This is a genomic window from Pedobacter kyonggii (assembly GCF_004310665.1).
Classification (GTDB): domain Bacteria; phylum Bacteroidota; class Bacteroidia; order Sphingobacteriales; family Sphingobacteriaceae; genus Pedobacter; species Pedobacter kyonggii.
Genome location: NZ_SIXF01000004.1, coordinates 180510 through 206730, shown reverse-complemented (window position 1 = coordinate 206730; position 26221 = coordinate 180510). Strand labels below are relative to the sequence as shown.

11 protein-coding genes are annotated in these 26221 nt (G+C 42.2%); 1 reads left to right on the top strand and 10 read right to left on the bottom strand.

The features are described from left to right. Positions 1-16 precede the first annotated feature (16 nt). From EYS08_RS06580 to EYS08_RS06550, 7 genes are read right to left on the bottom strand one after another with little or no spacing between them, the layout of a single operon-like run. Positions 17-2860, bottom strand: a complete 2844-nt coding sequence (locus tag EYS08_RS06580) for a hypothetical protein (protein WP_244215872.1) — start codon at positions 2858-2860, stop codon at positions 17-19. Next, positions 2857-4308, bottom strand: coding sequence for an SGNH/GDSL hydrolase family protein (locus EYS08_RS06575; RefSeq protein WP_244215871.1), 1452 nt, complete (start codon positions 4306-4308; stop codon positions 2857-2859). Before EYS08_RS06575 ends, EYS08_RS06580 begins: the two co-directional genes overlap by 4 nt. Continuing rightward, positions 4259-7669, bottom strand: coding sequence for a hypothetical protein (locus tag EYS08_RS06570; protein ID WP_131029259.1), 3411 nt, complete (start codon positions 7667-7669; stop codon positions 4259-4261). Before EYS08_RS06570 ends, EYS08_RS06575 begins: the two co-directional genes overlap by 50 nt. A gap of 8 nt (positions 7670-7677) precedes the next feature. Beyond that, entirely contained in the window at positions 7678-10266 is a 2589-nt protein-coding gene (locus EYS08_RS06565; protein ID WP_131029258.1) for a glycerophosphoryl diester phosphodiesterase, read from the bottom strand. Then, complete coding sequence (locus EYS08_RS06560) at positions 10263-11162, bottom strand: DUF5017 domain-containing protein (RefSeq protein WP_244215870.1); 900 nt, start codon at positions 11160-11162, stop codon at positions 10263-10265. The genes EYS08_RS06565 and EYS08_RS06560 overlap by 4 nt, the downstream gene beginning before the upstream one ends. A 17-nt stretch (positions 11163-11179) precedes the next feature. Continuing rightward, entirely contained in the window at positions 11180-12751 is a 1572-nt protein-coding gene (locus EYS08_RS06555; protein WP_244215869.1) for a RagB/SusD family nutrient uptake outer membrane protein, read from the bottom strand. 18 nt (positions 12752-12769) lie between these two features. Beyond that, positions 12770-15949: a SusC/RagA family TonB-linked outer membrane protein gene (locus EYS08_RS06550; protein WP_131029255.1), complete on the bottom strand. Its 3180-nt coding sequence runs from the start codon at positions 15947-15949 to the stop codon at positions 12770-12772. A 341-nt stretch (positions 15950-16290) separates the two neighbouring features. Here EYS08_RS06550 and EYS08_RS06545 point away from each other — a divergent pair, with 341 nt between their 5' ends. Then, entirely contained in the window at positions 16291-17307 is a 1017-nt protein-coding gene (locus EYS08_RS06545) for a GntR family transcriptional regulator (protein WP_131029254.1), read from the top strand. 699 nt (positions 17308-18006) lie between these two features. Here EYS08_RS06545 and EYS08_RS06540 read toward each other — a convergent pair. The 3 genes from EYS08_RS06540 to EYS08_RS06530 all read right to left on the bottom strand — a co-directional run bounded on the left by EYS08_RS06540 (position 18007) and on the right by EYS08_RS06530 (position 25506). Beyond that, positions 18007-19629: a RagB/SusD family nutrient uptake outer membrane protein gene (locus EYS08_RS06540; protein WP_131029253.1), complete on the bottom strand. Its 1623-nt coding sequence runs from the start codon at positions 19627-19629 to the stop codon at positions 18007-18009. Between the two features lie 17 nt (positions 19630-19646). Beyond that, positions 19647-22724 (bottom strand): SusC/RagA family TonB-linked outer membrane protein, encoded by a 3078-nt coding sequence (locus EYS08_RS06535; protein WP_131029252.1) that lies wholly within the window; start codon positions 22722-22724, stop codon positions 19647-19649. 109 nt (positions 22725-22833) lie between these two features. After that, complete coding sequence (locus tag EYS08_RS06530; protein ID WP_131029251.1) at positions 22834-25506, bottom strand: family 16 glycosylhydrolase; 2673 nt, start codon at positions 25504-25506, stop codon at positions 22834-22836. Between the last annotated feature and the right edge of the window lie 715 nt (positions 25507-26221).

Genomic DNA, 26221 nt, shown 5'->3' with positions numbered 1-26221 from the left:
ATATCCGGAATAAATATTATTTACCTAATTCTGTTTCTTTAGATCTAGTCAATTTCCCATTGATATCTGTTAATTCAAGGTAAAAACGAACTGCTTTATCTTTATCAACAGGCACTGTAAATTCAAATGGGTATTCATTTTTGTCAATGCTATTTTCCTTGCTTCCATTAATCTTGTAAACCAATCTGGCCTTCTTCCATTTGGTATCATCTTCCTGAAGAAATACAAAAAGTTTTTGCGCATAAGCACCAAGTTTAAACAATAATGCCTTTGTATCTCCTTCCGGAATATTGATGTAATCACTCCTCTGGTCTTTTTTCACATTCAGGATCTGATCCTGAAAACCACTGCTGATTTTTACTCCCGGGATAGCCAGGGCAGTAATGCCGCCGGCAGGGACATTGATCTGGAAAGCACCACCTTTTAAATTCAAAACTTGCGTTGATGGATATAAAGTCTGAACTCCAGTACTGCCTGAAAAATCTATCCTGGAAGTATCTATAGAAACACGTGTGCTGATATCCGCTCCGGATTGGTTCATAAAAGCAAGCAGAAGCGTATCTCCTTTTTTTGCACTAACATAGTTTAAAGCAATATTTTCTGTATTCAACAGACGGGAAGGCATCCAGAGTTGCACATTTTCGAACTGAAAGAACCGGCCTTTCTTAGCGCCGTAAAACTTATTCTGCAAATAGGCATATCCTTCTATATAATCGCTTGGAAAGTCTATCCTGCCGCTACTTTTCACATAAGCATCTGAAACCAGATAATCAACAAACATAGAAGCCATTGGCAGGATATGATTGTAATGAAAGGAGTTTACACTCTGGTCTTTATGCTCGTGAAGTGGGAAATCGGCCTTTTCATAGGCTGTTGTTCTCTCCGTATTGATATGATATCCCGGAAAACTTTCGGAACGGCCAACAATTGAAGCTTTAGCTACATTCATTAAAAACGGATCTTTCGTATGATAGCCTATCCTTAACAACCAGGGCGCATAGGTGGACATGAAAATACCCCTGTGTCCGGTTGAAGTTCCCGACGATTCTGGTGTAAGTCCCATCTCAGAAAGTCTCCATGCAGGCACTTTTTCTTCAGGATAATACATTTGATGATGTCCTTTTGATTTGAGGTACCAATACATCGGTGCTTTCCCTCCTTTATTTACCGTAACCAGACCATTTGGTATCGCAGGTGTCATCCAAGTAAATAAGGTATAATGCCTGGCTCCATCCTGTGCGGCTTCCAAATACCGGCGATCGGCAGTAAGTTCATATAATTCTAAAAGAGCAGACCAGTTATTGGTAAACGTTGGCCAGAAGAAGTTGGAACTAAACAGTGGATCACCAAACTCCTTTAATCTTGTATTTACTCTTTCTTTCAGATATTTATCGGCCAGGATCTTGCTTAAACTTAAATAAGCTGAATCGGATGTCAGTTTAAACATAAACATCGCATTGACCCAGTTACGGCCTTTCTGCTCTTCATCAAGATTCCTGATACGCGCCGTTCCGAACTTTTTTTTTGCCATCGTAGTATAAAAAGAGTTGTTCCCGCCAAAAACATCAGATAAAACCTGTAATTCGGACAATGGCGCAATAGGCCCCCTCAACTTCCTGGAAGGGGATTGAATTTTCTGATTGCTATCAATCGCAAACAGGAACTTTTCGCGCGACAGCATAAACTCCATTAAAGGGTATGCCCTTTTATCAAACATTTCCTTATCATCCCTCACAATAGCCAATTCAAGCGGGTTCAGACTTGAAACATTTTTTACTGCGCCAGGCACATCCGTAGCATAGGCAAAGCCTTTCAGGCTATCGATAAACCAGGCATAACGGGTCTTAGAATAATCAATCAGGTTATCCAGGGTTGTATTCATAGAAACGGTGGCATTGGTCCGGTAATCTTTAAATCCAAACACTGTTGTTGCAATCTGCTCATATGTTTTAGTGATGCTCAAGGGTTCGACAACAAGGTTCATTGAAAACGCAAAAGAATGTCCTGCCTTCATCTGAGAATTGAAACCACCTGGCATCGGGGCGAAAACCTGGGGCTGTAATGCTGATTTGTTATTTAAAAGTGCGATTCCGAACTGGCTGTTGGTTAAAAGCGGTAAAGGTTGAAAAGGCAAATATCTGGTATCAGCCAGTACACCTATTGAATTATACCCATCATTAACCAGTGTAGTAGGGATTGTTGCCATAAACGACGGCGTAAGATAGGGTTGCAGGGGAACCCGTTTTTCGGTCCAGATCAGGGGCTGCCATAGTTCATCAACATGGTCACTTTTAAAAGATGGCGCCCCGATATACCCAATACTATAAAAACCGTTCTTTTTAGGTGTAAACAAAAACGCTATTTTAGGATAAGGCAAACTACTTTTAATCAGCCACGCTTTTAGCGTAAACAAGTCATGTTCCGGAAAGATAAAACGAATGGAATCTCCAGAACTGATTGTTTTGATTGCAGTAAGAAAATGTGTTTTTCCGGCGTGATAGATATTGGCTGTCCTATCTTGCTTCGCACTTCTTAATATTTTATCGTCAAATCCATCTCCAGCAACACTGGTACTAACAATTTGTTGGTGATAATCGGTCAGACTACTGTCTGTGGTTTTCCAGGTGGGAATATTGTAAGATACTTTTTTTAAGCCTGAAGGTTTCAATGCCAGTTCAGGATCTCTGTCGTTACAGATAACAACAAAATCGGGCTTAAACAGGTAAGTTTTGCCCTTTGATAAAATTTTAAATCCCTGACTATCTTTTACAATTTGCGCATTCGACTGTATACATAAACAGCACGCAATTGAAAAGCAAACGAACTTAATATACTTTTTTAGCTTAAAAATTTGTCTCATTTCAATAATGTCCCCCTTAATAAAATCCGGCCTAAATAGATCGCTGTCTGATCATATTTTTCAGGATGTTGAATAATATCCGCTCTCTTGTCTTCGGGCAGTATCGTGAGTTTATCGGCTTTCTGGCCAGACAGGGTTACCGTTACAAAATGATCCCCCTGCGGTACTTTAATTACATCAAACTGTCCACGGTAACGGTTATTGCAGTAGCTGTTGAATCTATTCAACACGTCAGTAGCGGTTGTATCTTTTGCCTGGTAATAAATAAAGCTCCCTTCCTTTTCTTTGCTTAGTTTTATTGGTTTTCCATCTATTATCCACTCCAGTTGCCCAACCTCTGGTCCGCCAATATCAAATACGCCCAGCATATCTCCCTTAAAACGAAAACTAAATGTGGCCCCTGGTTTATTTGCAGAAAGTACATTCGAAAACCAGGGGCTGAATTTTTTAAGGTTTGGATCAGTACCTGTTGACAACACCCTCCATCCCTTATCAGGGACCGGTAAAGTTGATGGATCCACCATCGTTGCCTCCTCCCATGCGGCAGTAATTAAAGGCTTTGGTAGCTCCTTCTTTTTTAAAGGCTTTGCTGCCTCAATTTTTTTAAATGCACGGGCAATGGCGGCCGCATACAGGTTCCCGCCCGCTGTTGTCGGGTGGATTCCATCCTCAGAAAACAAAATCTTATTCGGATCAGCTGGGTTCCCTTTCCAGATCAGCTTTCCCGCTGCTTCCAGGCTTGCTGGCTCCATCCCTAAATTCACAGAAGGTAGGTCGTAGTGTGCCGCAATCTGCTCCAGTCCTTTAATATTTGGTGGCAAATCATTTTTTTGATAAAAGGCAGTTTGCCCGGTTAAAATGGTATACAGCAAACAAATAGCTGTATTGGGGTTCTTTTTAATTGTTTGACGGATCATCCCTTCCATCCCGGCGGCGTAAGCGCCGTTAACAGCAAATTCTACAAAAATAAGATCGGGTTGATGGCTGAGTACCTGTTCATTAATCCTAAATGCGCCAAGCTCCGTTCCCGTTCCAGATACACCTGCGTTGATCCATTGAAAGCTGGCCTGGGGATAAGTCTGCTCCAGGTACTTGGCCGTTTGAAGACGATAACCAAAATTTGCCTGGGTGATGCTTCCTCCAATAAAAGCAACCACCACCTTTTTACCCGCATTTACTTTTTCAAAGAAGCCCGGAAAGCCTGCTCTGACATTGCATTCCAGCTCATTGTTAAAATCACCCGCCTCAATTACAGGGATATTGGATGCAGAAACATCAAAATAAAGAGGAGAAGCCCCTGCCTGGGAGGCCGCAATCTTATCACTATCAGGCCTGGTTTGAGAAAATGCAGTAGTAGACATTAATAAACAACCAAGCAATGCAGTTTTCACACCCTTTTTATTCATTACCATTGAGTACAATCTTTTTTGATTTTGTTTTCCCATCATTACTCTTAAAAATGAGTTCCAGTTTTGCGTCCTCACCCATTGCCAGTTTGTTAAAACTCCATTCGTAAGGATACTGCATTATTTCCTGTGTTTGATTGTTACAATTAACGGTTACGGAATATCCATTTAAAGGGGCTGTTTCTGCAAATCCATAACAGGTATCCCAACCAAAGGGAGAGCGGATACGGAACAAGAATACACGTCCCCAGGGAGCTCCCAAATCAATCACCTTCATTCCGTCTTTTACCGGCTGATATTTCTTTGTTACTGGAGTAGCCTTTAACGGAATAGCAATTGCCCTGAATCCTTTTGCAGGGACAACAACATCAATCTTAGCCGCTTTAAAATCCTGAGAAACCGGCTGATCGCTTTGCGTATAAACCATGGCTTTCCCATCCTTTAGCGCAGCCGTAGCATCAGTCCATTGTACAGCTACTTTTTGCTCAGACTCAGCTTCCGAGGAAAGTAGGATCCAGAAGTTCTTATCCGAAATTGCAGTAACATAATTGATTCCCGGATTCTGAATATTTACCAGGCCCTTATGCATCCACAGTGTGGCTTCCTGATCGCCAAAGATTTTTCCTTTTCCGCCACCATATACCCGATTGTTAAACCAAACAAATCCTTCCTGTTTACTATAAGGAAACACTACATTTCCATTCGAACGCTGGATGCTTTCTGAGATCAGGTAATCCAGACTAAAAGCGATGTGTGGTGGAATATGATGATAATAAATGGAACTCACATCCGGCCCTTTATAAGGGAAGTCAACCGACATGGGTATATCTGTAAAACCCGTACCGTAATACCCCGGATAGTTTGTATAACGACCGATCACTGCGTTGCGGGCATAGGTTTCGTAGATAGGTTTGTTCTCGTATTGGAACAGGCGCAACAAATGGGGTGCCCAGCTACTCATAAATACCGGACGGACTGTCTGATCTTTTACGCGGGTAAAATAAGTGCTAGGCTGCTCCAGGCCCAAACCTACCGGCGATACCAACCATTCTGGCACTTTCTTTTCCTGTACATCGCCATTTTTCCGGGGAAAGCCTAAACGATAAGGCTCGTTGCCTTTCCACCAGATGTGTGTAACGCCGTCATAATGATTATTCTTGTGAATTGTTTGCAGGCTATCTTCCACTTTCGGATAGCTACGTATTCCCGCAATGGTAAAATGGGCACCATATTCTGCGGCTTTCAGATATTTTTTATCTTTTGTTGTTTCATAGAGATCCAGCAGGTCCCACCAGGGTGCGTAAAAACTGGCATTGTAAAAAGGTACATGACTCAATACTTTATTGGTATTGTTATATATTTTTTGCTGAATAAAAAGATCTGCATCTTTTTTTGCCTGTTGCAGCCATTTTGCCTGCCCTGTGAGCTGGTGCGCCCAAAGCGCCTGGTTCCATGAATGGAAATCTGTTGAGTAGCCTTTTGCTATCCTCAGGCTATCTCCTGGTAGTGCTATATTTTTCAGCCAGGGATTCAATCCTCCCAATAAGCGATCCAACCCTACGTAATACGATGTGGTGAACTGAGAGGTAAGCGGATTGAACTCCAGCGTTTTTCGTGTAGCATTATACGCTGTCGGAACAATGTCTGTCGCCCATCGGTACCCGCTTCTGGAAAGCGTAAATTCTATGGTTGGCAAGGACCGGCTGATGTAAAATTCTTCATCATTCTGCAATACAGAAAGTGCAATGTTGGCCAATGGTGTGGCATTTACAACTGTAGGTGCTGTTTTAGGGTCGCCTTCAATATCAAAAAAACCCTTTAGCTTAGTTGACCATCCCGCAGCATTGTCATTTTTCACCAGCTCAATCATGTTGAATACCGCATCGGTAAGCGAAGCCTGTTCTTGCTTCCGGTAGTCCTTTACCTCAAACACTTCCTCCGACACATAATCCATGGCCGAATCCCAATTGCCCGACTTTACACCAATAATAAATCGTCTGTCAATCAGCTCCCCTGCACGGTATTTAGAATCATTCATTCCCAGAACGGGAGAAAACATAACCGGCTGTATCTGGTTATTGTGGTTCTTCAGTGTAAAACCTGCAGGCGCATAATCTACAGATCCCCAGTCTTTTTTAAACAATTCAGGACTTGTTGCAACATAACTTGAAACAATACTTTGCCCTGTTTTCGAAGAAACAATAGCCAGGGGCTGCTGCATCATAGCAGTAATCATCATTTGCGGGCCGTCAGAAAGCCGCTTATACTGAAACATGGGTGCCATCGATACGCTTTCCAGCTCCTGATCGGAAACAGGCTGAAAGGCTTCGATCCCCATACTGTAATATCCTGGCTGGGCAACCTTGCAGATCAGCCGCAGATCAATATGTTGCTGCCCCGGATGTAATGTCCACAAACCGGTTATTGCAGAACCATTCCTGGTCACATATTGAACTTTTATGGTTTGTTTATCTATAGCTTCTGCAGTTACGGGGATGGCTTCGCTGAGGTTACCAGCCTCAAAAGGATTGAGATCGGCTCCAGACTGGTAAACTGCATATTTCTGACCCTTAAAAATAAAATAGGCTTTTGGTTTTTGGCTGTCCCAGGTTGGGTAGTATTTATTAAACTGGATGGCGGTGGCATTAGTACTGATTAAGAAAATCCTATGGTCTTCCATGTTTGCAGTACTTACCTGTTGCCAAGCCCCATCTTTTTTTATTTCTGTTTTACAAGCAATAGCCTTATGGTCAGCTCCAGTTCGTACAAACTGCACACGTACAGCCTCGTTTTCAATTCCTGCAATTACCTTATCCGTCTTGCCCAGTTGAAGTGCGGGGCTCGTGTTTTTCTTTTCCGCTGTAAGTGTTTCCTGCATAACAGGAAGCTTTTTCCAGGATAAAAGGGTTTTCTTGTCTATATCATTTGGATTGATGGTGCTATCCTGCGTAAAAAGAATAGCATCACAGCGGCCAAAATTAAAATTATGGAGGCGCAACAGCACATCAGCCTCCTTTAGGTCAGTACTTCCGAGACGCTCCCAGGCATATCCTGGTTTTCCATGTCCCCCTGCTTTTTTTAACCTGGCATTTCCAACCGAAAGCTGGAATAACCGGGTACCGGGACGTGTATCAAAATCGGGGGTCCTTATCCAAATGGCATAACGACCTGCTTTTCCGATATTCATCACGGTTAATGCATCAGATGTACTGTCCTGTTCTCCTTCTAAAAACCTTAAAATGCTGCCACTGATGCCGTCTTTATTGACTTCATTAAACCATTTGCCTTTAAACTGAAAATCAGTCCCCAGTAATAGGCTTTTTTCCTGCTGAGCAATCACAGTTCCCGTTGTTAAAAACAAGAATGCTGTTAATAATAAACATAGCCTGGTTTTCTGGTACATATCTTAATTTATTTGTATGTAAATGCATAAACCTGGAGGCCATAAGGTGCTATTTTTATAGGATCTCCTGTAGAAAAAGGAAGTTTTGAACCTGATTCAGAAAAACATTTGGCGGTTTTCAAATCCAGGCTGTGTCCTGGAATAAAACGGGACATGTTAAACTGAAGGGCACTTTCCTGTATTTCGTCATCGTTATTCAATACAAACAGGTAAAACACTTTAGCCTGCTTATTCAGGGCGCATACATAGTCCATATTGGGATTGCTCAATGAAACCAGTTTTTCCATCAATGCCAGGTCTCCCTGTTTATCAAATATTTTTCCCTGCCTGAAGCCAAATGTTTTATGTGGGCCAACCTTAGGCGTAAGAAAACCTGAAGGAAAATCAATCCGCCCCTGTGAACGTAAGGAAAGTTCTGCCATCAGGTAATCAGTGATCCACCCCACCTGCCACCAGGCGTGATGAGGGAAAGGCCCCGCCCCCTTGTTCATGGCGCTCCAATAATAGGAAGCGACTCCTGTGACTGGGTCAACAAAAGCATCTTTACTTAAAGCTGCTGTCCTTGCCATTTTAAGGTATAACGAATCTTTTGTCAGTTGAAATAGCCTTACAAACATGCCAGCATGGCTTGCGAGCATAATGGGGCCGCTGTTATTTGCGGAACCTAAAATCCCTCCGTGTTCAAAGCTCAGCCCCACCTGGCTTATTTGCCAGTCTTGCAATTGTCTCGGCCCAACTTTTCTGCTTTCTTTATTCGGAATCGGATGAGAATAGATGGAGGTGGTATAGAATTGTGCAGTTTTAATAGCAGCCTGTTTATATCGTACGTCCTTTGTAATTTCAAACAGATCGAGCAAAGCCTGGGCACTTTGTCCGGTTGCAAAATCAGGTGCGAACCTGGCATCTCCGCAAACACCTAAAAAATATCCTTTATCTACAGCATTTTTGATATACCAGTCTGCTGCTTTTACAGCCGCCTCCAGGTATTTCCTATCCCGAAGTGTCTGGTATGCAACCAACAGTCCGTAAAAAGTAGGCCTATAATCTTTCAGATCTTCAAACATAGGCTTTTGCGTGTCGTTATGATAAGCTACTTCCCAATAACCTTCTGGTTTCATTTTAGTTAAAAGCCAGTCGGCCGCCATACGCATACCCGATTTAAGCTGCTGGTTATCTGGCTCAAACAAGGATACATTCCCCATATCGAGCAACATATAATAAGTGGTTGCAATTGGCTCGGTATAAGGGCCCCACTCTTCGGTAAACCGTTTTGAATTGTAAAGGTAATATTGACCAGCTGCAGCTCCATGAAAGAAACCTCCAGCGGTATTTTGCTGCGCCAATTTAAAGTTCAATGCATCTTTAAGACGTTTCTGAACCAGAATCGGATCTTGAGTTATATTCGCCAACATCCACATGGCCCCATAATCGGCATTTTTTACAGCGTCTTTTTCCGAGCCATACACCCCACCCAAATATTCCTGGGCACCGATAGTCCGGCCATGATAATCGAAAGTCCGCCACCGTGAAGTATTGTCCTTTTTCACATAGTCTAAAAGCTGTTCCATGCGATCAGATAAGGAAAGCTTGGTTTGCTTCAAGTGCAGTAGCTCATCAAAGCGGTAAACATCATTTACGACATGCTGATATGCCTGATACCAGTTTGAAGTATTGATGGTGTACCTGAAATCAAAGGAGAGGCTTTCCCCCTTTTTTAAATACGACTTGTTCTGCCCCAGTACCGGATGATATAAGGTTGGGCTCAGTTGTTCCTGCCTGTTGATCAGTGACAGGCCAAGCAGCCAGTTCGACTGGGTAGATTTATCATATTCCCATGGGTGCCTGGCTGTTCCCGGCTCAGCCGTTACGGCGAGTGTAATTCTATCTCTATTCGTGAGCATAGCCGTAAGTGCAGCCGCTGTTCTTTCTCTTACCACAACCGGTCTATCCGGAATTCCGTGTCCATAAGCATAGGCATCTGTAAAGTTATTGTTGATGGTGCTGCCTTGAAACACACCGGGGATGCAGCCCCATTCAAAACTTTTTTTATCATTTGTGCTCAATGCCGGAGTCGCTACGGAATAATATCCATCCCTATCGGCTGTTAAATGAATAGAAACACATAGATCATTTTTGTAAACAGGATCTAGTTTCCAGATTGCTTTTACTGTAGAGACATCTGTTTTTTGCTGAAAAACGAGTGTATTGCCAACCTGCTTATACTGCTGTGGATAAAATAAAATGGCAAGTCCTTCCTTATTTAAGGAAACCGCAGAGGTATTCGCTTTCCAGGTAGGAATGATATAGCGGTATTCAGGTTCAGGAAACTGAATTTCCTTCCCGTTTTTGTCCTTAGTCTCCGAATCCATCCTGGGTTGATCTGCACTGTAAAGCAGGGTATATTGCCCCAATGTACCAGACAGGGAATGCCAACCGTTTTGTCCTTTTACCGACAGCTGTTTTATTTGATATCCCTTACCAGTATCTTCCCAGTTCAGGCGAAGTACATCATTTGTTAATCGGGCTTTGGGCGCTAGCTGGGCGTAGCTGCTGTTTGCAAAAGCAAACAGCAGCAAGATTACAGGGTTTAATCTCATTGGGTAATGGTTAAATCTATTTCTTTTACAACTGTAAGTGATCGTTCTACATTGGCATTGGTTGCTACAAACGACACTTTATATACGCCAGCTTTAGTATAAACCCTGGTATAATCTGTTAGTTTCTGGGAAATATTCTTAATAGGTTCTCCTACGTCTGGCAAAATGCTATTAGGGTTAAACTGTTTGCTTACTACCCAGTCATCATCAAGATCGGTACTGTTCCTTACTGTAAGCAACTGTGCTGAAGTAATACTCCAATTGGTTGCAGGACCACTAAAATTAAAAGCAGTCCAGCCCGTGGTAGCCATAGTGGCCAATACTGTTTCTTCCCCTTGCTGATTGGTGCTTTTAAGGTCGAAAGAACGGACTACCCAACGGTTTTGCTGCGCTTCTGGTTTTATAACAGTGGTCTTATAAACCAAAGCCAGCGCCATGTTTTTGTTACGCGCGGCAAAAGTATTCAGGCTGATATTTCCTGAGGGGGTCTGATCCAGGCCAGCAGATAAAACAGCTTTATCTGTGATATCTTCCCAGGTGGCAGCCTTTACATTTGTAGCATCATATATTCCGTTGAAATTGGTAGATACGTACAGTTTTATCACCGATTGATCGATGGGCATTAAGCCGAACTGGGCATAAGTTTTAAAATTGAGCGAAACCGCATTTCCTTCCACGACCGTTCTTTTCCGGTATTCGTATTTGCGTCCTGCTTCTCCAGACCAAAATACAATATTCTCTGGTTTACCATTAATAATAAACCTAACGGGCTCTCCAACTTTATAACTGTTTTTTTCCAACTCAACAGAAAAATCATCCTGCGGAGCGAGCTCATGGGTCTTCTGGCAGGAAGCCAGGAAAAATAATATAACAGCTGCAATCAATAGCTTATTCATCTTATACAATTTTGTAGTTACCATCCTGTATTTTGTTTGATATTAGGGTTAACGGCCAGTTCGCTGTTAGGGATCGGGAATAAAACTGCACGATCCGTTACCCGCTGTGCCTGTGCAACAGCTGCATCTTTTAACGCAGTTGGCATGTTGGTTTGGTATTCTCTTGCCTGTGTTTGCATTACGGATGGATAAATACCCCATCGTACAAGATCATGCTTCCGAATGCCCTCGAAAGCAAGCTCACGTAACCGTTCATTCCTGATCAGATCAAGGAAGTCCTGCTGAGACAAATTAGCAGCAGCATCGGCCGCTACATCGGGGACAAGCACATCTTTCCCATAGCCCCTTCGTCTCACCATATTTATCGCTTTATACGCATTTGCAGAGGGCCCATTATTGGTATAATTGTCAGCTTCTGCAAACATCAGCAATACATCAGCATACCTTAACAGCGGCCAGTTTGTACCGGTATAGTTTTGATTTCTTGGTAAAAGAAGTTCATACTCGCGCCTCCATTTGCCATTGCTACGGTCGTATATCTGATCTGCTGCCCAATTGGTCCGTACAGCCGTTTGTCCGCTTGTCACGTAACGATAAGGAGCAACTGTCCAGTCCCTTCTCAGGTCGCCATTCGCATAAGCATTATAAAGCTTCGCCGTAGCATGAACATAATCATAGCCATACCCCATTTCAATATTTCCACAGGTAATGCCGTTATAACTGCCAATCATGCCGCCCTCTTGTATTTCGCCCTGGTTTACGCCTTTAAATTCTACTTCCCACAAACTTTCCCTTGTATCGAAAATCTCCTGAACGTGGTTGATATAGATTTGTTTAAAATCGGGATTAAGGCTGTGCAATCCTGACAGCATTACTTTTTCTGCATAAGTTCTGGCATCAGCATATTTTGCAACATCATTTAGCGGGGCGCCTGCCATGGTCAGATATACCCTTGCGAGTATACCCTGTACAGTAGTTTTTGTAATACGGGTATTATAGCCATAATCAGAAACGGATTTCACCAGGTCTTCTGCCTGTTTCATATCAGTAACGATACGTCCGTAAAGGTCCTTTAACGGCGTACCAGGAAGGGGCGGTTCTTCAGGTGATTTGCTCGATTGAAGCTTTAAAGGCACACCTCCAAACTCATCCGCTAGCAGAAAATAATAGTAAGCCCTTAAAAATAGTGCCTGCCCTTTTATTTCGTTGCGTTTTTCCGCAGTCACCTTAACGGCCTTATCTATGTTTTCGAGTAACATGTTCGCTCGCTCAATACCCGTGTAAAGCGTTTCCCAATGTCTGTTTAATTCCAGGGTCGAAGCATCAACAATATTGGCATTCATTCCCGATGTCTGGTTTTTCATGAAAAATTCGTCACTAAAAACCATATAGCAAGACATACCTTGTGAATAAACCCTGTTATCGCCCAAGCGGTCGTATACTCCGGCCAGTGCAGATTGTAGTTCACTTTCTGTATTGTAATAATTTACTGGCGATACAAAATCCTGTGGGGTTGTATCCAGTATCTTTGAACATGAGCTAACAACCAGTGCCAGCATTATCGCGATATATAATAAAGTTGTTTTCATTTGTAAAAACATTTATCGTTAAAAAGTTAGGTTCATACCAAAGGTGATGGTGCGCGCTCTTGGATATGGGCTCCAGTCGAAACCCGGTGTAAGTGCAGAATGGCGCACTGAAACTTCGGGGTCCAAACCGGAATAGTTGGTCCAGGTTATCAGGTTTTGTGCCGAAACATTAAAGCGGGCTGATTGTATTTTCAGCTTTTTCGTTACTGTAGAAGAAAGGTTATAACCTAACGAGACCGTCTTTAACCGAAGGAAGGAGCCATCTTCGATATTCCTATCGGAGAACACATTAGGACCATAACCGCCCGCTACAGGTAAATCGCTATTCTGATTCTCCAGAGACCACCTGTTTTCGTAGGTTTTAAACATATTCAGGCTTGGTCTGGCTTCCGCACCTTCAAATACAATCCGGTTCGCATTTAAAATGTCATTTCCGTAAGACCATTGTAAGAAAATATTGAGGTCAAACGGTCCATAATTGAAATTATTGGAAAAGCCTCCAATGTGTTTCGGATTAGGATTGCCAACAATTGTCTGATCATTTGCATCTACCACCCCATCTCCGTTAATGTCTTTGTATTTGATGAAGCCCGGCTTAATGAGCGAGCGGGCACTCCCATTATTCGGTACGTCAGGTTTCAGCTCATAGCTACCGTTAGCTAATACATTGAAATCACTTAAAGGATACACCCCCTCAAAAACATAGCCGTAAAACAGGGCCACAGGGCGTCCTGGCAAGGCTATATAAGGTAAAGAGTTATTGAAATTGCCGTTCCAGTTCGAAACACGTGTAATTAAACTAGGCTGATCACCATTCAGCTCTTCGATCTTGTTGGTATTAAAGGCAATGTTAAAATTGGATGTCCAGCTAAAATTCTTTGTACTCACGTTTATTGTATTTAAGGTAAACTCCAGGCCCCTATTTACCACAACGCCAATATTTTTAAATGCGGTAAGATACCCGGTTGAAGTAGGTAATGAAGCATTCAGCAATAAGTCTGTGGTTCTTTTATAATAATAATCGGTAGTTAAACTGATCCGCTGCTTAAAGAAACTTAAGTCTATTCCAAGGTCAAGGTTTCCGGTTCGCTCCCATTTAAGGTTCTCATTTCCCACCCCAACAGGTACAGTTCCTTTAATGTATTGTCCGTTAAAATAATAGCCACTTCTGGTATTTCCAGTGTTGGCCCCTACTTCCTGATCCAAAATACTCAGGTATGCAAAGTCTGATACCCGGTTGTTTCCGGTAATTCCATAAGAAGCCCTTAGTTTTGCGGAAGAAATGGCTTTAACTGATTTCAGGAAATTTTCATCCCCAATATTCCAGGCAAAGGCCCCGGAAGGGAAATAGCCCACCCTGTTGTCCTTGGCAAACTTTGAAGATCCATCACTACGGATAGAAGCCGTGAACAGGTAGCGGGAGTTAAACGTATAGTTCACACGCCCCAGGAAGGATACCAGCGTTGAATAAGTTCCTGAGGTTGTTTTTACCAGAATTGTCCCCTGGTCAAGTCCCCTGACACCCAATGACTCATTTGGCAATAAAATAGATACAAATCCATCCCCCTCCATACTATTTCTCTGCATGGTAAATCCAGCCACCGCATCTAAACGGTGCTTCTTGTTAAATGTCCTGTTAAATGAGAGCAGGTTCTCGTTCAGTAAACTGCGGATATTCTGATTTTCGAGGGAACCATTAATGCCGTAACTCTGCCCATAAACGGTCCGCGGATTTCCAGCTGCCGTATTAGAATTGTTAAAACGCTCAAAAACCAAACGGGTATCCGTCATCCCGCCACTCAGCTTGAACTTAAAATATTTCAGGAAAGCATACTCCGCAAAAGCATTGGTAGTAAGTGATTTGTTAAAAGCATACTGATACAAGTTGTTGGAGTTTACCACAGGATTTATCCTTAAATCTGTATTTCCCGCCACGTCGTCGTCAAAAGGCTGATCAAGGAAATTTTCATCATCTGCATTACCTGTAACAGGCCTGTATCCCCAGGTACTGTACATCAAATATGAACTGGCATTTCCGGCCGAGCTGCTGTTTAGGTTATCACTGGTTAGATTAGCGATCTGACCTTTTTTGATTCCGTATGTATAATTGGTGTTAATGCCAATTCTCATATTTTTCCCTAAACGCTGATCAATCTGAAACCGTCCCTGGTATCTCTTATATCCACCATTAATCACAATTCCATTCTGATCTAAATAAGAGCTGCTTACCGAATATTTTGTAGCTGCAGTGCCTCCCCTCATAGAGAAGCTATGATTTTGCATAAATGCATTCTGCAATACATTATTCTGCCAGTTTATCCCCTGCTCATTGCGGTACGCATCTAAAGTTTTGCCGTCCTTAAGATACAAAGCGGTAGCGGAAGTCTTATTCAAGTCCAGCTGGTACTTCACAAACTCATAAGGACTCATCACTTCTATCTGCTTTGACGGATACTGATAGCCCAGCCAGTTGTTGTAGTTAACTACCGGCGCGCCTACCTTACCTTCCTTGGTCTTGATCATGATCACACCATTGGCTCCTCTCGCTCCATAAATTGCGGTAGAAGATGCGTCTTTTAATATATCTATTGATTCAATATCATCCGGATTAATCGTATTGTTGTCGGGATTTTCCAAGGGAAAGCCATCAATTACATAAAGGGGTGAGTTTGACTGGGTAATGGAATTTCCTCCGCGAATGGTGATGTTGCTAATACTGCCTGGCTGTCCATCACCAGAACCGACCTGCACTCCTGCCACCCTTCCTGCCAAAGCATCTTCAAAGGAAACCACCGGTGCCTTTTCCATATCTTTCATCACTACAGAACCCACCGAACCAGTAAGGTCCTTTCGTTTTACCTGGCCATAACCAACAATTACAACGTCATCTAAAGCAGTGTTGTTAGGAACCAGCTGAATTTTATACTGGTTTTGACTGGTGATAACCACAGTTTTGCTGATATAGCCAACCATAGAGACCACCAATAGTTCACTTTCCTTCGTATTAGAAAAGCTAAAGTGGCCCTGATCATCTGTTACACGGGAAACTGTTTTCCCCTGGATGACTACTTTCGCACCCGGCAAGGGTTTCCCGGTTTCTTCTGTAACAGTTCCGGTAATGGTTTTTACCGCTTGAGCCAGACTGGAAAGCGGAATACCCAGAACCAATAGCACCGTTAAGAGTAAGTTTGGTTTCATATTCATTGTTTATATTTGGTTATGTTGTTACGACAGACATTTACGTATCTGCAGTATAAATGACTTGTTAAAGCATTTAAAACCTCATCCAGATCCCAAAAACAGCAATTAGCGCACTATAACAATAATTACTACACGCATCATCAAATGCTCACACTATTAGTCTGGTCTGGACTGGACTGGTTACTTAACAAATATAATATATTTTATTTCTTTACAAAAGATAAAAAAATAAAAAAAAGCTGCTTAAACCTAAAATGGGGGTGATTATTGAATAATTATTAAATGGGCTGGTTTGGTTTGTATGGTCTATTAATTACATTTGCCTAAATAATATACCTATGACCTCTGAAAATACACTCCAGAAAGGCAATCAAGGCAAAATGAAATATCAGCAGCTTGCCGATCACATTATGTCACTGATTGAAATTGATCAGCTACGTATTGGAGATCAACTGCCTTCTCTTAAGCAGCTGCAATTGCAATTAAAAATGAGTAAGGAAACTTTACTCAAAGGCCTGAATGAGCTTGTTGAAAAAGGCATCGTGGAATCTGTATACAGAAAAGGATATTATGTACGCAAAAAGGCCATTCATCATTCCTTCCGTGTGTTTTTGCTACTTGATAAAATGAATATTCTGCGTGAACAGTTTTACAGGACGCTTTTTAATCAACTGGAAAACCGCGCCGATATAGATATCTACTTTCACCACCATAATTATCAGGTATTCGAAAAATTGATCAAAGAAAATCTGGGTTCATATACACATTATGTCGTTGCAACTTTTTTAAAAGAAAATGTAGCCCCGCTCCTGAACCTGATTCCGGACAAGAAAAGAATAATTATTGATTTAAACGAGCAAGGTTTATCAGGCAATTACAGTAGTATATACCAGGATTACGGCTATGACATTTATAATAGCCTTCATAAGCTACAGGCTGAGTTAAAAAAATACGATCGGCTGATCTTGGTTGCCCATCCTGAAGCTGTACATGCCAGACTGGTAATTGAAGGTTTTTTACATTATTGCACTGAAACTGAGTACCCCTACCTGATACAATCTGAGATTGATGAAAAGACTTTTCAAAAAGGGAATGCTTATGTAACCTTTAGTAGGTACGACACCGATGATGTCATGTTAATTAAGCTCGCCCGAAAAAAGAAACTTAAGTTAGGGAAGGATATAGGGCTCATCTCTTATAATGATACGCTTGTGAAAGAAGTACTTGAAGATGGCATTACGGTCATCTCTACTGATTTTGAGGCAATGGGTAAAACAGTCGCACAAGCCATCCTGGATGAAAAAATCGTAATTACGAGAAACCCGACAAAGGTTATCAAAAGACATTCGCTTTAGTTGGGTTCTTCCCGCTTTTGGTGGTTATCAGAAGTTTTTTCATTTTCTGCCATATACCCTTCAACTACGCTACCATTGAGGTTATTTTGTAATCATTTAAATATGAGTGGCTTATACCAACTTGTATTTCCGCCCAACTAGGCCATAGCACCGTATCCCCGTTCTACTTAATCCGGCCTAACAAATTTTTCGGGCCACACTGCCCAAGCCATCCCACTGGCTTCGAAAGAAAACGGCGAAGCCCTCATGAATGCAGCTGAAAACAATAACACAAATGAATAAATTTTCAGCCGGTGTTTTTTGCTTCTTTTTGACACCAAAAAGAAAGAAGCCTGTCCGGCTAGGACTAATAAAACACCCCCGTCCTGCGGACACCCCTCTAAAGAGGGGAATACATATCGCCCAATAATTAAATGTCATTTATATTGATTTTATGCAATAAATTAAGCTTCAGGGTGACATCTTTTTGATTTATCTCTTAACTTAATGATATTGGATGTAAGCCTTGCCTTAATTGTCCTGACAACATAAATAAGAAACAAAATCTGCGAGGTGATTTTTTGGCGAATTAAAGTTAGAAATAACTTAAAAACGACTGATTTACAAATAATTAAAACAAGGATTCGACTTCTTTGGACTCAACCTAAAACCTGTTGATACGCAAAACATATTGTGCATATCAACAGGCAGCAGATCTTCTTATTTAATCAGTTTATTGGCATCGGTTTCCGTTTTTGGGATCGGCCATAAATATCCTTTTGCGGCATCAAAGGGCGTCCGCTGCAATGCCGTGGTAATCTCATATACGATTCCGGTAGATGCAAACCTGGTTAATTTAGCAGGGTTAAAGCCTTTTAAGTCCTTATGGGCATCCGGGCCGTTCTCCCAACGCATGATATCAAAAATCCGTAATCCTTCAAACGCAAATTCTACCCTTCGTTCGTGCCTGATCACATTCCTTAGAGCTTGTTGAGAAAGGCCTAACCCCTCCGCAGTTTCAACTTTTGGCATCATCACACTGGTGCGCTGCCTCACCTGGTTGATCAGCGAATAAACATAAGCCTCATCATAACCGCCCTTTTCTACAAGCGCTTCGGCCTCCATCAGCAGTACATCGGCATACCTGATAATAATGGGGTTTACCCCAGAAATGCCCGAAACATTGTAATTGGTATAATCTACATACTTTCTCACCCTGAAACTGGTCAGATTGGCTGCTTTTTTATCAGTCGGATAAAATACACCAGGTGCTTTGGTTGTGGCATTATACGAATCGATCGTATAGGGAACAACAATCGAGAAATGCATCCTTGGATCGCGGCTCTGAAATCTATTGTCGTAACCTCCATTTAACACATAGGTTGAAGGGGCAACCAGATCAGAAGTTCTTACTGCCGGATTGTATAGTTTATTTGCCGGATTGGTAATCGACAGGCCATTAGTAGAATAATACTGCTCATACAGATCGTGAGAAACCTGATAGCCAGAAAATAGATAAAACCTATCATACCATGAATTTGATAGTCCCTGTGGCAGGGCATTGGTTTGATATTGCATATCGAAAATCGTTTCCAGGTTACCCGCCTCCCCTTCGGGCAGGAACATTGTTTTATAATCGGGCATGATTTTATAGGAATTCAAAGCCTTAACTTTAACACAGTATGCTGCTGCCTCTTCGTATCGTTTATTGTATAACAGCACCCTTGCTTTTATGGCCAGTGCAGCACCTTTTGTTGCACGCCCTTTTTCAGAAGCGGCATAAGATATTGGCAATAAAGCAGCTGCGTCTTCCAGATCTTTAAGTACGAGCTCAATAATTTCTGCTTTTGAGCTCAGGGCCTTATTCGCATCTTCCAGTCCTTCTGGTTTTAAACGCATGGGAACGCCTCCAAAAAAGAAAGACAGGTCGGCATAGGAGAGCGCACGCAAAAATGTGGCTTCTCCTTTATATTGTTTGTAGGCAGATTCGGTAAGTTTCACTTTATCGATATAGGCAAGTACGGTGTTTGCCCTCAAGATCACCTTATAATCTCTCGACCATTTGTTAACGATGTAACTGGTTTCGTTGTTATAAGTTCTGTTCCACATATCCCTGTAATCAGGAAAATAGCCATTATCAACTATGAAGTCGGTATATATAGGCTCGTTTTTGTCGGAAACGTATGCCCTGTAGATTCCATTTACAGCCTCTCTGATGTCATTTTCAGTTTCAAAATTATCGGGAGCGAGAAAATCGATCGGTTTACGGTCCAGAAATTCTTTGGTACAGCCGAAAAGCAGACAGGCCAAACAGCTTAAAATTATATATTTTATCGTTCTCATTTTTGTATGCTTTGAGGTTAAAAATTAAGGTTAAGGCCAATAGAATAAGTAGCTACCTGCGGGTGGAAAGCAGCAGTAACGTTTGTAGAACGTCTTTCAGGATCAAAGCCCTTAGGAAAGTCAGAAATCAGGAAAAGGTTTTCACCACTTACAAAAACCCTGCATCTGCTTACATCAATTTTTCTGGTAAATGCAGCATTAAAGGTGTAGGATAATTGTAAGCTTTTAAGTCTGAAATAAGCAGCGTTGTATATGTTGTAGCTTGTAATCAGCGCATCACGTCCTTTGTCTACATATATCCTTTGGTACTTATCAGAAGGATTATCAATGGTCCACCGATCGGTTACCGTGCTGGTAAGCAAGGGGCCTGTGGTATTGAAAAAAGGCCCGATCAGGTTACCGTTCATATAGGCATCGGTACGGCCCGTGCCCTGCGCAATAACATTTAAGCCAAAATTCTTATAGGATACATTTGCTGAAAGTGAATACTGCAGTTTGGGGATTGGATTGCCGATCAGGGTCTTGTCGTCTGCATTAATCACCCCGTCACTTTTAACATCGCTAATCTTAATATCACCCGGCGCAGGATTGCTCATTACCCCCGATACATTGGGCATTCCCGGTTTTAGGACATAGGTCCTGCTGGCATGAGGAACAGAAGGATCACTACCGTTCTGCCAGGTAAAGTCTGACACCTGGTAGATACCATCCACTTTATAGCCATAAAATGAAGAGAAAGGCTCACCTACCACACTTCGGTTGGTAACACTATGATCTACATAAGGCAGACCGCCCAATGATGTTAGTTTATTGGTGATATAACTGGCATTTACAGTAAAGCCATAGTTTATTTTTTTATTGTTTACAGGCGAATTGTAACCGATACTCATCTCGATGCCCTTGTTTACCATATCTCCTATATTCTGATAAGGAAGTACGGTAACCCCTAGTGAAGGCGGGATGGTAACACGGGCCAGGATATCGTAAGTTTTCTTATTAAAGTAATCGGCGGTAATGCTCAGCCTGTTCCATAGGATCATATCAAATCCCGCATCAAACTGTTCTGTAGTTTCCCAGCGGGTATCTTTATTGGCCAGAATAATGGTACCCCTGCCTGGTACAATTGCATTGCCAAAAGCATAATATTCCGAGCCGCTCATCTGATCGGCAAAGGCATATTGGGTAAATATGTTCTGGTTGCCCAGCTTGCCCCACGATCCCCTCAGTTTTAGATATACATCTTTTTTAATTCCTTTAAAAAACCCTTCTTCACTGATTCTCCATCCAGCAGAAACTGAAGGAAAATTGCCCCATTTTCTTCCATCGGCAAAACGCGAGGAACCATCCCTTCTCATGTTCAGTTCGAGCAGGTATTTACCGGCATAGGAATAATTGAAACGGCCGAACAAGGACGCTGTAGCGGTTTCGTTTGCTGCACTGCTCAAAAACGGAGATGTTGGGTCGCCATAATTGAATATTGGCTGGTTGGAAGATAGGTTTTTCACACTGCCCATATCGTAATTATAGATCATTTCTAATCTTTCGTGGGCAGCCAGGAATTTCGCCTCATGTTTGCCCTTTTTCAAAGTATACTCCAAGCTTGCCAAAAACGTATTTAGGTTACTTTCCGAATTTCTTTTCTCCAGGCTCGACTCCCTGAGATTGATTGATGTTTCTTCGTAAGTACCGGAAGTGTAAAACCGGGGTGTAAAATTAACATAATCTGTTTTGAATTTATTGTTGCTCAGCAAAACCTTTCCGATCAAGCCTTTAATCGGCTCTATCTCTACGCTTGCTCTCGAATTGAGGCTGTTCTGTTTGTTTTCTATGCCTCCCCCCAGATCCATTGCGCCCAAAAACCTTCCCGGATAACTGTATAAATTGGCATTGCCCGTAAGAGTATCGATGGATTGAACAAATGCAGTTGGTAAAGATCCTGAGATCTCGGCAAGCACGGTACTTGTAGGTGAGATAAGCTCCTTCCCTTTTTCATTATACCCCACCAAACCTAAGTTAACCCTTACTTTATTCTTAACAAAACTACCGCTTAAACTGCTGTTGAAAGAAAGCCTTTTAGATGAGGTTCCTACCAATATGCCCTGCTGATCTTTATACCCTACTGAATTGGAAAATTTATAATTCTTTCCGCCGCCCCTTAAGCTCACGTAGTGGTTCTGCATATATGCTTTTTTATAGTACACATCATACCAGTTGGTATTGGGATAATTCGGGTCTGTCCCGCTTTTAAACAGATCAAGCTGCGTTTGGTTATATATTGGTGCCAGTGCAACATTTACCCTTGCCTCATTCAATAAAGATGCATAAGTGTAAGAATCAACTGTTTCGGGCAGCCTGGTAGCATCCACCATTGATCCGGTTACATTATATTCAACCTGCAGCCCTTTACCTGTAAAACCCTTTTTGGTTTCAATAATAATTACGCCCGCAGAAGCACGCGAACCATAAATTGCCGCAGAAGCCGCATCTTTAAGCACGGACATGGATTCTATATCATTCGGGTTCACATCATTGATATTACCTTGCACACCATTGATGATAACCAGGGGATCATTATTGTTGTCGATTGAAGAAACACCCCTGATCCTGATTTCCGAATTGTCATCACCCGGACGCCCAGAGTTTTGGACAATGGTTACACCCGAAAGCTTTCCCTGCAGGATCTGATCTGCAGAAGTTAGGGCCCTGCCTTCAACCTCCTTTACCGACACACTACTTACCGCACCTGTAAGATTTGCTTTGGTCTGTGTTCCATAACCAATCGCCACCACCTCCTCGAGCTCGGTAATACTTTCTTTCAGGGTTACATTGATTACACTTTTACCGTTTATGCTGACCGTTTGCGGCATATAAGAAAGAAATGAAAAAGTTAAAGTTTTTGTCGTATCCGCTACGCTCAATGTGTAATTGCCCTGAAGATTGGTAGCCGCCCCCGTGTTAGCTTTGCCTGCCTTTACAACAACACCCGGTAAAGGCTTGTTCTGCTCATCAACTACTTTTCCGGTAATGGTTCTGAGCTGTGCAAAGGTGTTAATGCTGATCAATGAAATAAAAATAATGAATAACAGTTTTCTCATGTTTTTGTATTTATATGTGGCCCTTTTTCTTCAGATTAAGTTTCAGGGGCCATTGTGCTTATAATGGGTTAGTAATTAACTGTTTGCAGCTTGAAGAATAATACGAACATCATTGGTAGGAAAATTTACAGTAAATCAGTCCCACACTTGTCGTATAAGCGGCCGAATAATATCCCGGCACCAAATTTTTCACCTTGATTATACTGGACGATTTTTCTGCCTCAGTTTTCAGATTACCGCTGTACACAACATTTCTTGTAATTAAGTTAACAATTCTGAGCGGTCCCTGAAGCTTGGTTTTGGATGTAACAACTAGCAGTAGATCATCACTGCCATTGGAACAGAAAACCCTTAAAACAGCAGACTTTTCCTGTGGTGTTTTTATAGTGGATCTGAGCATACTAAAAGTTTGTGCCGTAGTGGTGTCGGGAGCCAGGGCTATTCCCCTAAAGATTGTATTCGTAGGTGCCGAAGCCAGCAAAACCACTTGAGGTACGGCAAAATTCACATTGTAGCCTGTGGTATCTGTAATGGAAACAATCTCTCCACCGGTTGTTAAACCACTGTTTTTACGGGTGGCATACAAAACAACTTCAGCCCCATTCTGCTTGCCAGTCAGGCCCCTGTATAGATCAGTCGCCGTTCCAATTTTTCCATTCAGCACCCAGGTTTCTCTAACAAGCGAATATTTAGATAAAGCATTTGTGCCATCGTCTGCCACATACATTACATCCACTCCTGGCACCGAGCTGCTCAGGTCTGCCATGTAAATACCATAAGGACTTCCACTTGTTGTTGCAATCCCAGGTAAATTGGTCATAGTCTGTCCTGCAGTTACCGGCATGCCTGTTCCTATTTGCGCAATCCGCAGGTTCGTTGCTGTTGTAGAAGCATACAGCTGGTCATTAAATATATTAAGGCAACGTGCTGTAGGTGTTGTAATTGCTATTGAGGTTGCCGAGCCCAAGGTAGTATATCTTATCCCATTATTCCCGCCAGTTGTCCAAATATCGGTTCCGTTACTGGTTACAGCAGACCGGATGGTCACGCCGCTGAAAGTATTCAGGCCTGTTGATGTATTTACAATGCCGTCTGCATCAACAATGCCAATCGTCCGTTTAACTGTTGCGCTCGCGGAAATACTCACCCCAGCTAGTCCGGGTGCGGCATCGTATCCAGCAAGTGCAAGAAATTTCCCATCTGGAGAGCGGGTTAGATAACCCTCTGTTTTGTCGGCAGCAGATACAGATAATGTCAAACGCTTATTTGTTCCTGTTGCTGCTACAGGCATGGGGATACTTCTCACCAAACCCCCGCTACTCGTATATTCGTCAAGGAAAACGCTAGTTGCATTACCGGAGGTTAATGCAGTCAGTCCGTCACCAATCCTTAGCACAACAAGGTTGCCTGGGGTAAAGGGCTCGCCGCTTCCTGATGGTACAACATGCTGTACATTACTATCGGCACCTATTCCAACAGGGATAAAGGAAGTGTCGCTCGTAAGCAGGAATTTATCACATCGTGCAAAATTCTGTGAACTGTCAAAAAGTTTAAGTGTAGTTGTGCCCTGAGGTAAGTAATACGTACCTGCACTTTGCCATGCATAACCATTGGCACCATGGTTGCCAAACTCGCCCGGCACCTGCTGTCCGTTCAAGATTACTTTAAATTTTCTAGTGCCCTGCCCTACCGTAAAGTCTCTGGATCTTACCCAGAGTTTGTAGTTACCTGCACTATCGATTTTAATTCCGGTAATGGCGGTAAGCTCAGTGCTGTCTCTGGTGGCATCCCGCTGGGTATAGCCCTTCAGCACCACCATATTCTCATCAAGCTCTTTAGTCCAGTTTTGTTTATTTTTGAAATCCTCGGCTTCAATCCAAAGGTCACTGGCTGCCGAATGAAGCGGTAGCTTTAGGGAGTCGAGATGCGCAATAAATGCGACTTTACGCAGGTGATAGTTTGCTGGTGATATTTCATAACATTTTAAATAATCAAAGAAAACTGCTCCAGAATCTGTTGCATTAGGCTTATTGGCAATACAGGTAAGCCATAAATACAGGTCGTGACTGGGAAGTTTCCTGGTATCTACCGTTTTAACCAGTTGCCCGTTGTAAAAATAATTAAGGTAATCTGGCGTATATTCAAAACCAAATACGTTATAGGAGCTGCTTAAGTTTTCTGCTACAGTTTTGTAATCTCTATTGGCATTGCCGGTAAACGGCGACCACTGAATGGCACCATAGGTATAATAGTTATTGGCATAATCGGCATAGTGTTCAAAACAGTCGATCTCTAGCTTATCCATATTATCGTAAGCAGGGTTCAGATCATCAAAACCACTTTTCCATGAAGACCAAAAAGCTTCGTGCCAGCCATAACCACCATCAATTTTAACGCTCACTTCATAGTAGCCGTACCGTCTTGGTGTTTTGGTAATTATTCCTCCGGCAGTATAAGCTTTGCCCCCATAAGTTTCCTTTTTTAAATTGATGCGTATCTTTCCGTTTTCTAAAACAACATTTTCTGGCTTTAAATAACTGGTTCCGGCAACACCGGTACGGTATTTCCAAAGTGTAGTATCAAGCGAAGCCGTGTTAAATTCATCAGACCACGCAAGTGAGTATCCGGTGGGTGCCTGGGCATTGACGGAAAATGCGGAGAGCAGACTAAAAGCCAGAATTAAACAGAAAATAATGTTTTTGTAAGCCCTTATCGCAATTTTACTATAAATTTCATAAAAGGGCCAATGGTCCCCAAGAGGTAATAGTAAAGCTCTTTTCATAAAGTTTATTATTTGGTCAGCTAAATTTGTCCATTAAAAATTACAAAACCACAAATTTTAGATGAGTTTTATCCTCGGGAAGGTTCCCAACTATTGGGAACATTCCCAAGAATATCCCCTCATCATGATGCCAATCTGGCCGCAGATTATATTTTCACAAATAGTGGCTCTCAATTTTAGTGCAAAATGGCCGCCATTGCCGAGTAAATACCAACAACTCCTCCCAACTGCTTTTTAGATTCGGCTTTTTCCAAAATAGTCCACTCTGGACGCAGTGTTAGACCAAAACCAGATGTTCTTGGTAACCCAAGTTACGAAATCTTAAAAAATGCGATATAAGCAGCTCAGTTGGACTGATGGACTAATACACATACCTTGATCATGAAAGCTCCTACAGGCTCCAATCCCGCGTAAATTCGAAGAATTTTTCTCTAAAGATTTGGTAAAAAAAAGCGGTTAAGACAATCTAAACGGCCACTTGCTCCATAATTAAGCATCAGTTTGAAACAGAATGCGGCCATTTTCTCAGAAATACCCGCCAGATTATATTTTTGAGAGCGTAAAATAAACTGTTTCAAAAGTTAAAGATATTCGATAAATATTTGTCACCTTCGGGAGTACGGCCCCAAACAAACACAAACAACGAAAGAATGGACTGATTTTCTGGTCAGATATTACCAGTATCAAGTTACTTATATTCATTACTCCACTTCGT

What these genes read in the sequence shown, in the direction of transcription:
- EYS08_RS06580 (WP_244215872.1), bottom strand. Translation starts at nt 2,860, where the DNA reads ATGAGACAAATTTTTAAGCTAAAAAAGTATATTAAGTTCGTTTGCTTT.
- EYS08_RS06575 (WP_244215871.1), bottom strand. Translation starts at nt 4,308, where the DNA reads ATGATGGGAAAACAAAATCAAAAAAGATTGTACTCAATGGTAATGAAT.
- EYS08_RS06570 (WP_131029259.1), bottom strand. Translation starts at nt 7,669, where the DNA reads ATGTACCAGAAAACCAGGCTATGTTTATTATTAACAGCATTCTTGTTT.
- EYS08_RS06565 (WP_131029258.1), bottom strand. Translation starts at nt 10,266, where the DNA reads ATGAGATTAAACCCTGTAATCTTGCTGCTGTTTGCTTTTGCAAACAGC.
- EYS08_RS06560 (WP_244215870.1), bottom strand. Translation starts at nt 11,162, where the DNA reads ATGAATAAGCTATTGATTGCAGCTGTTATATTATTTTTCCTGGCTTCC.
- EYS08_RS06555 (WP_244215869.1), bottom strand. Translation starts at nt 12,751, where the DNA reads ATGAAAACAACTTTATTATATATCGCGATAATGCTGGCACTGGTTGTT.
- EYS08_RS06550 (WP_131029255.1), bottom strand. Translation starts at nt 15,949, where the DNA reads ATGAAACCAAACTTACTCTTAACGGTGCTATTGGTTCTGGGTATTCCG.
- EYS08_RS06545 (WP_131029254.1), top strand. Translation starts at nt 16,291, where the DNA reads ATGACCTCTGAAAATACACTCCAGAAAGGCAATCAAGGCAAAATGAAA.
- EYS08_RS06540 (WP_131029253.1), bottom strand. Translation starts at nt 19,629, where the DNA reads ATGAGAACGATAAAATATATAATTTTAAGCTGTTTGGCCTGTCTGCTT.
- EYS08_RS06535 (WP_131029252.1), bottom strand. Translation starts at nt 22,724, where the DNA reads ATGAGAAAACTGTTATTCATTATTTTTATTTCATTGATCAGCATTAAC.
- EYS08_RS06530 (WP_131029251.1), bottom strand. Translation starts at nt 25,506, where the DNA reads ATGAAAAGAGCTTTACTATTACCTCTTGGGGACCATTGGCCCTTTTAT.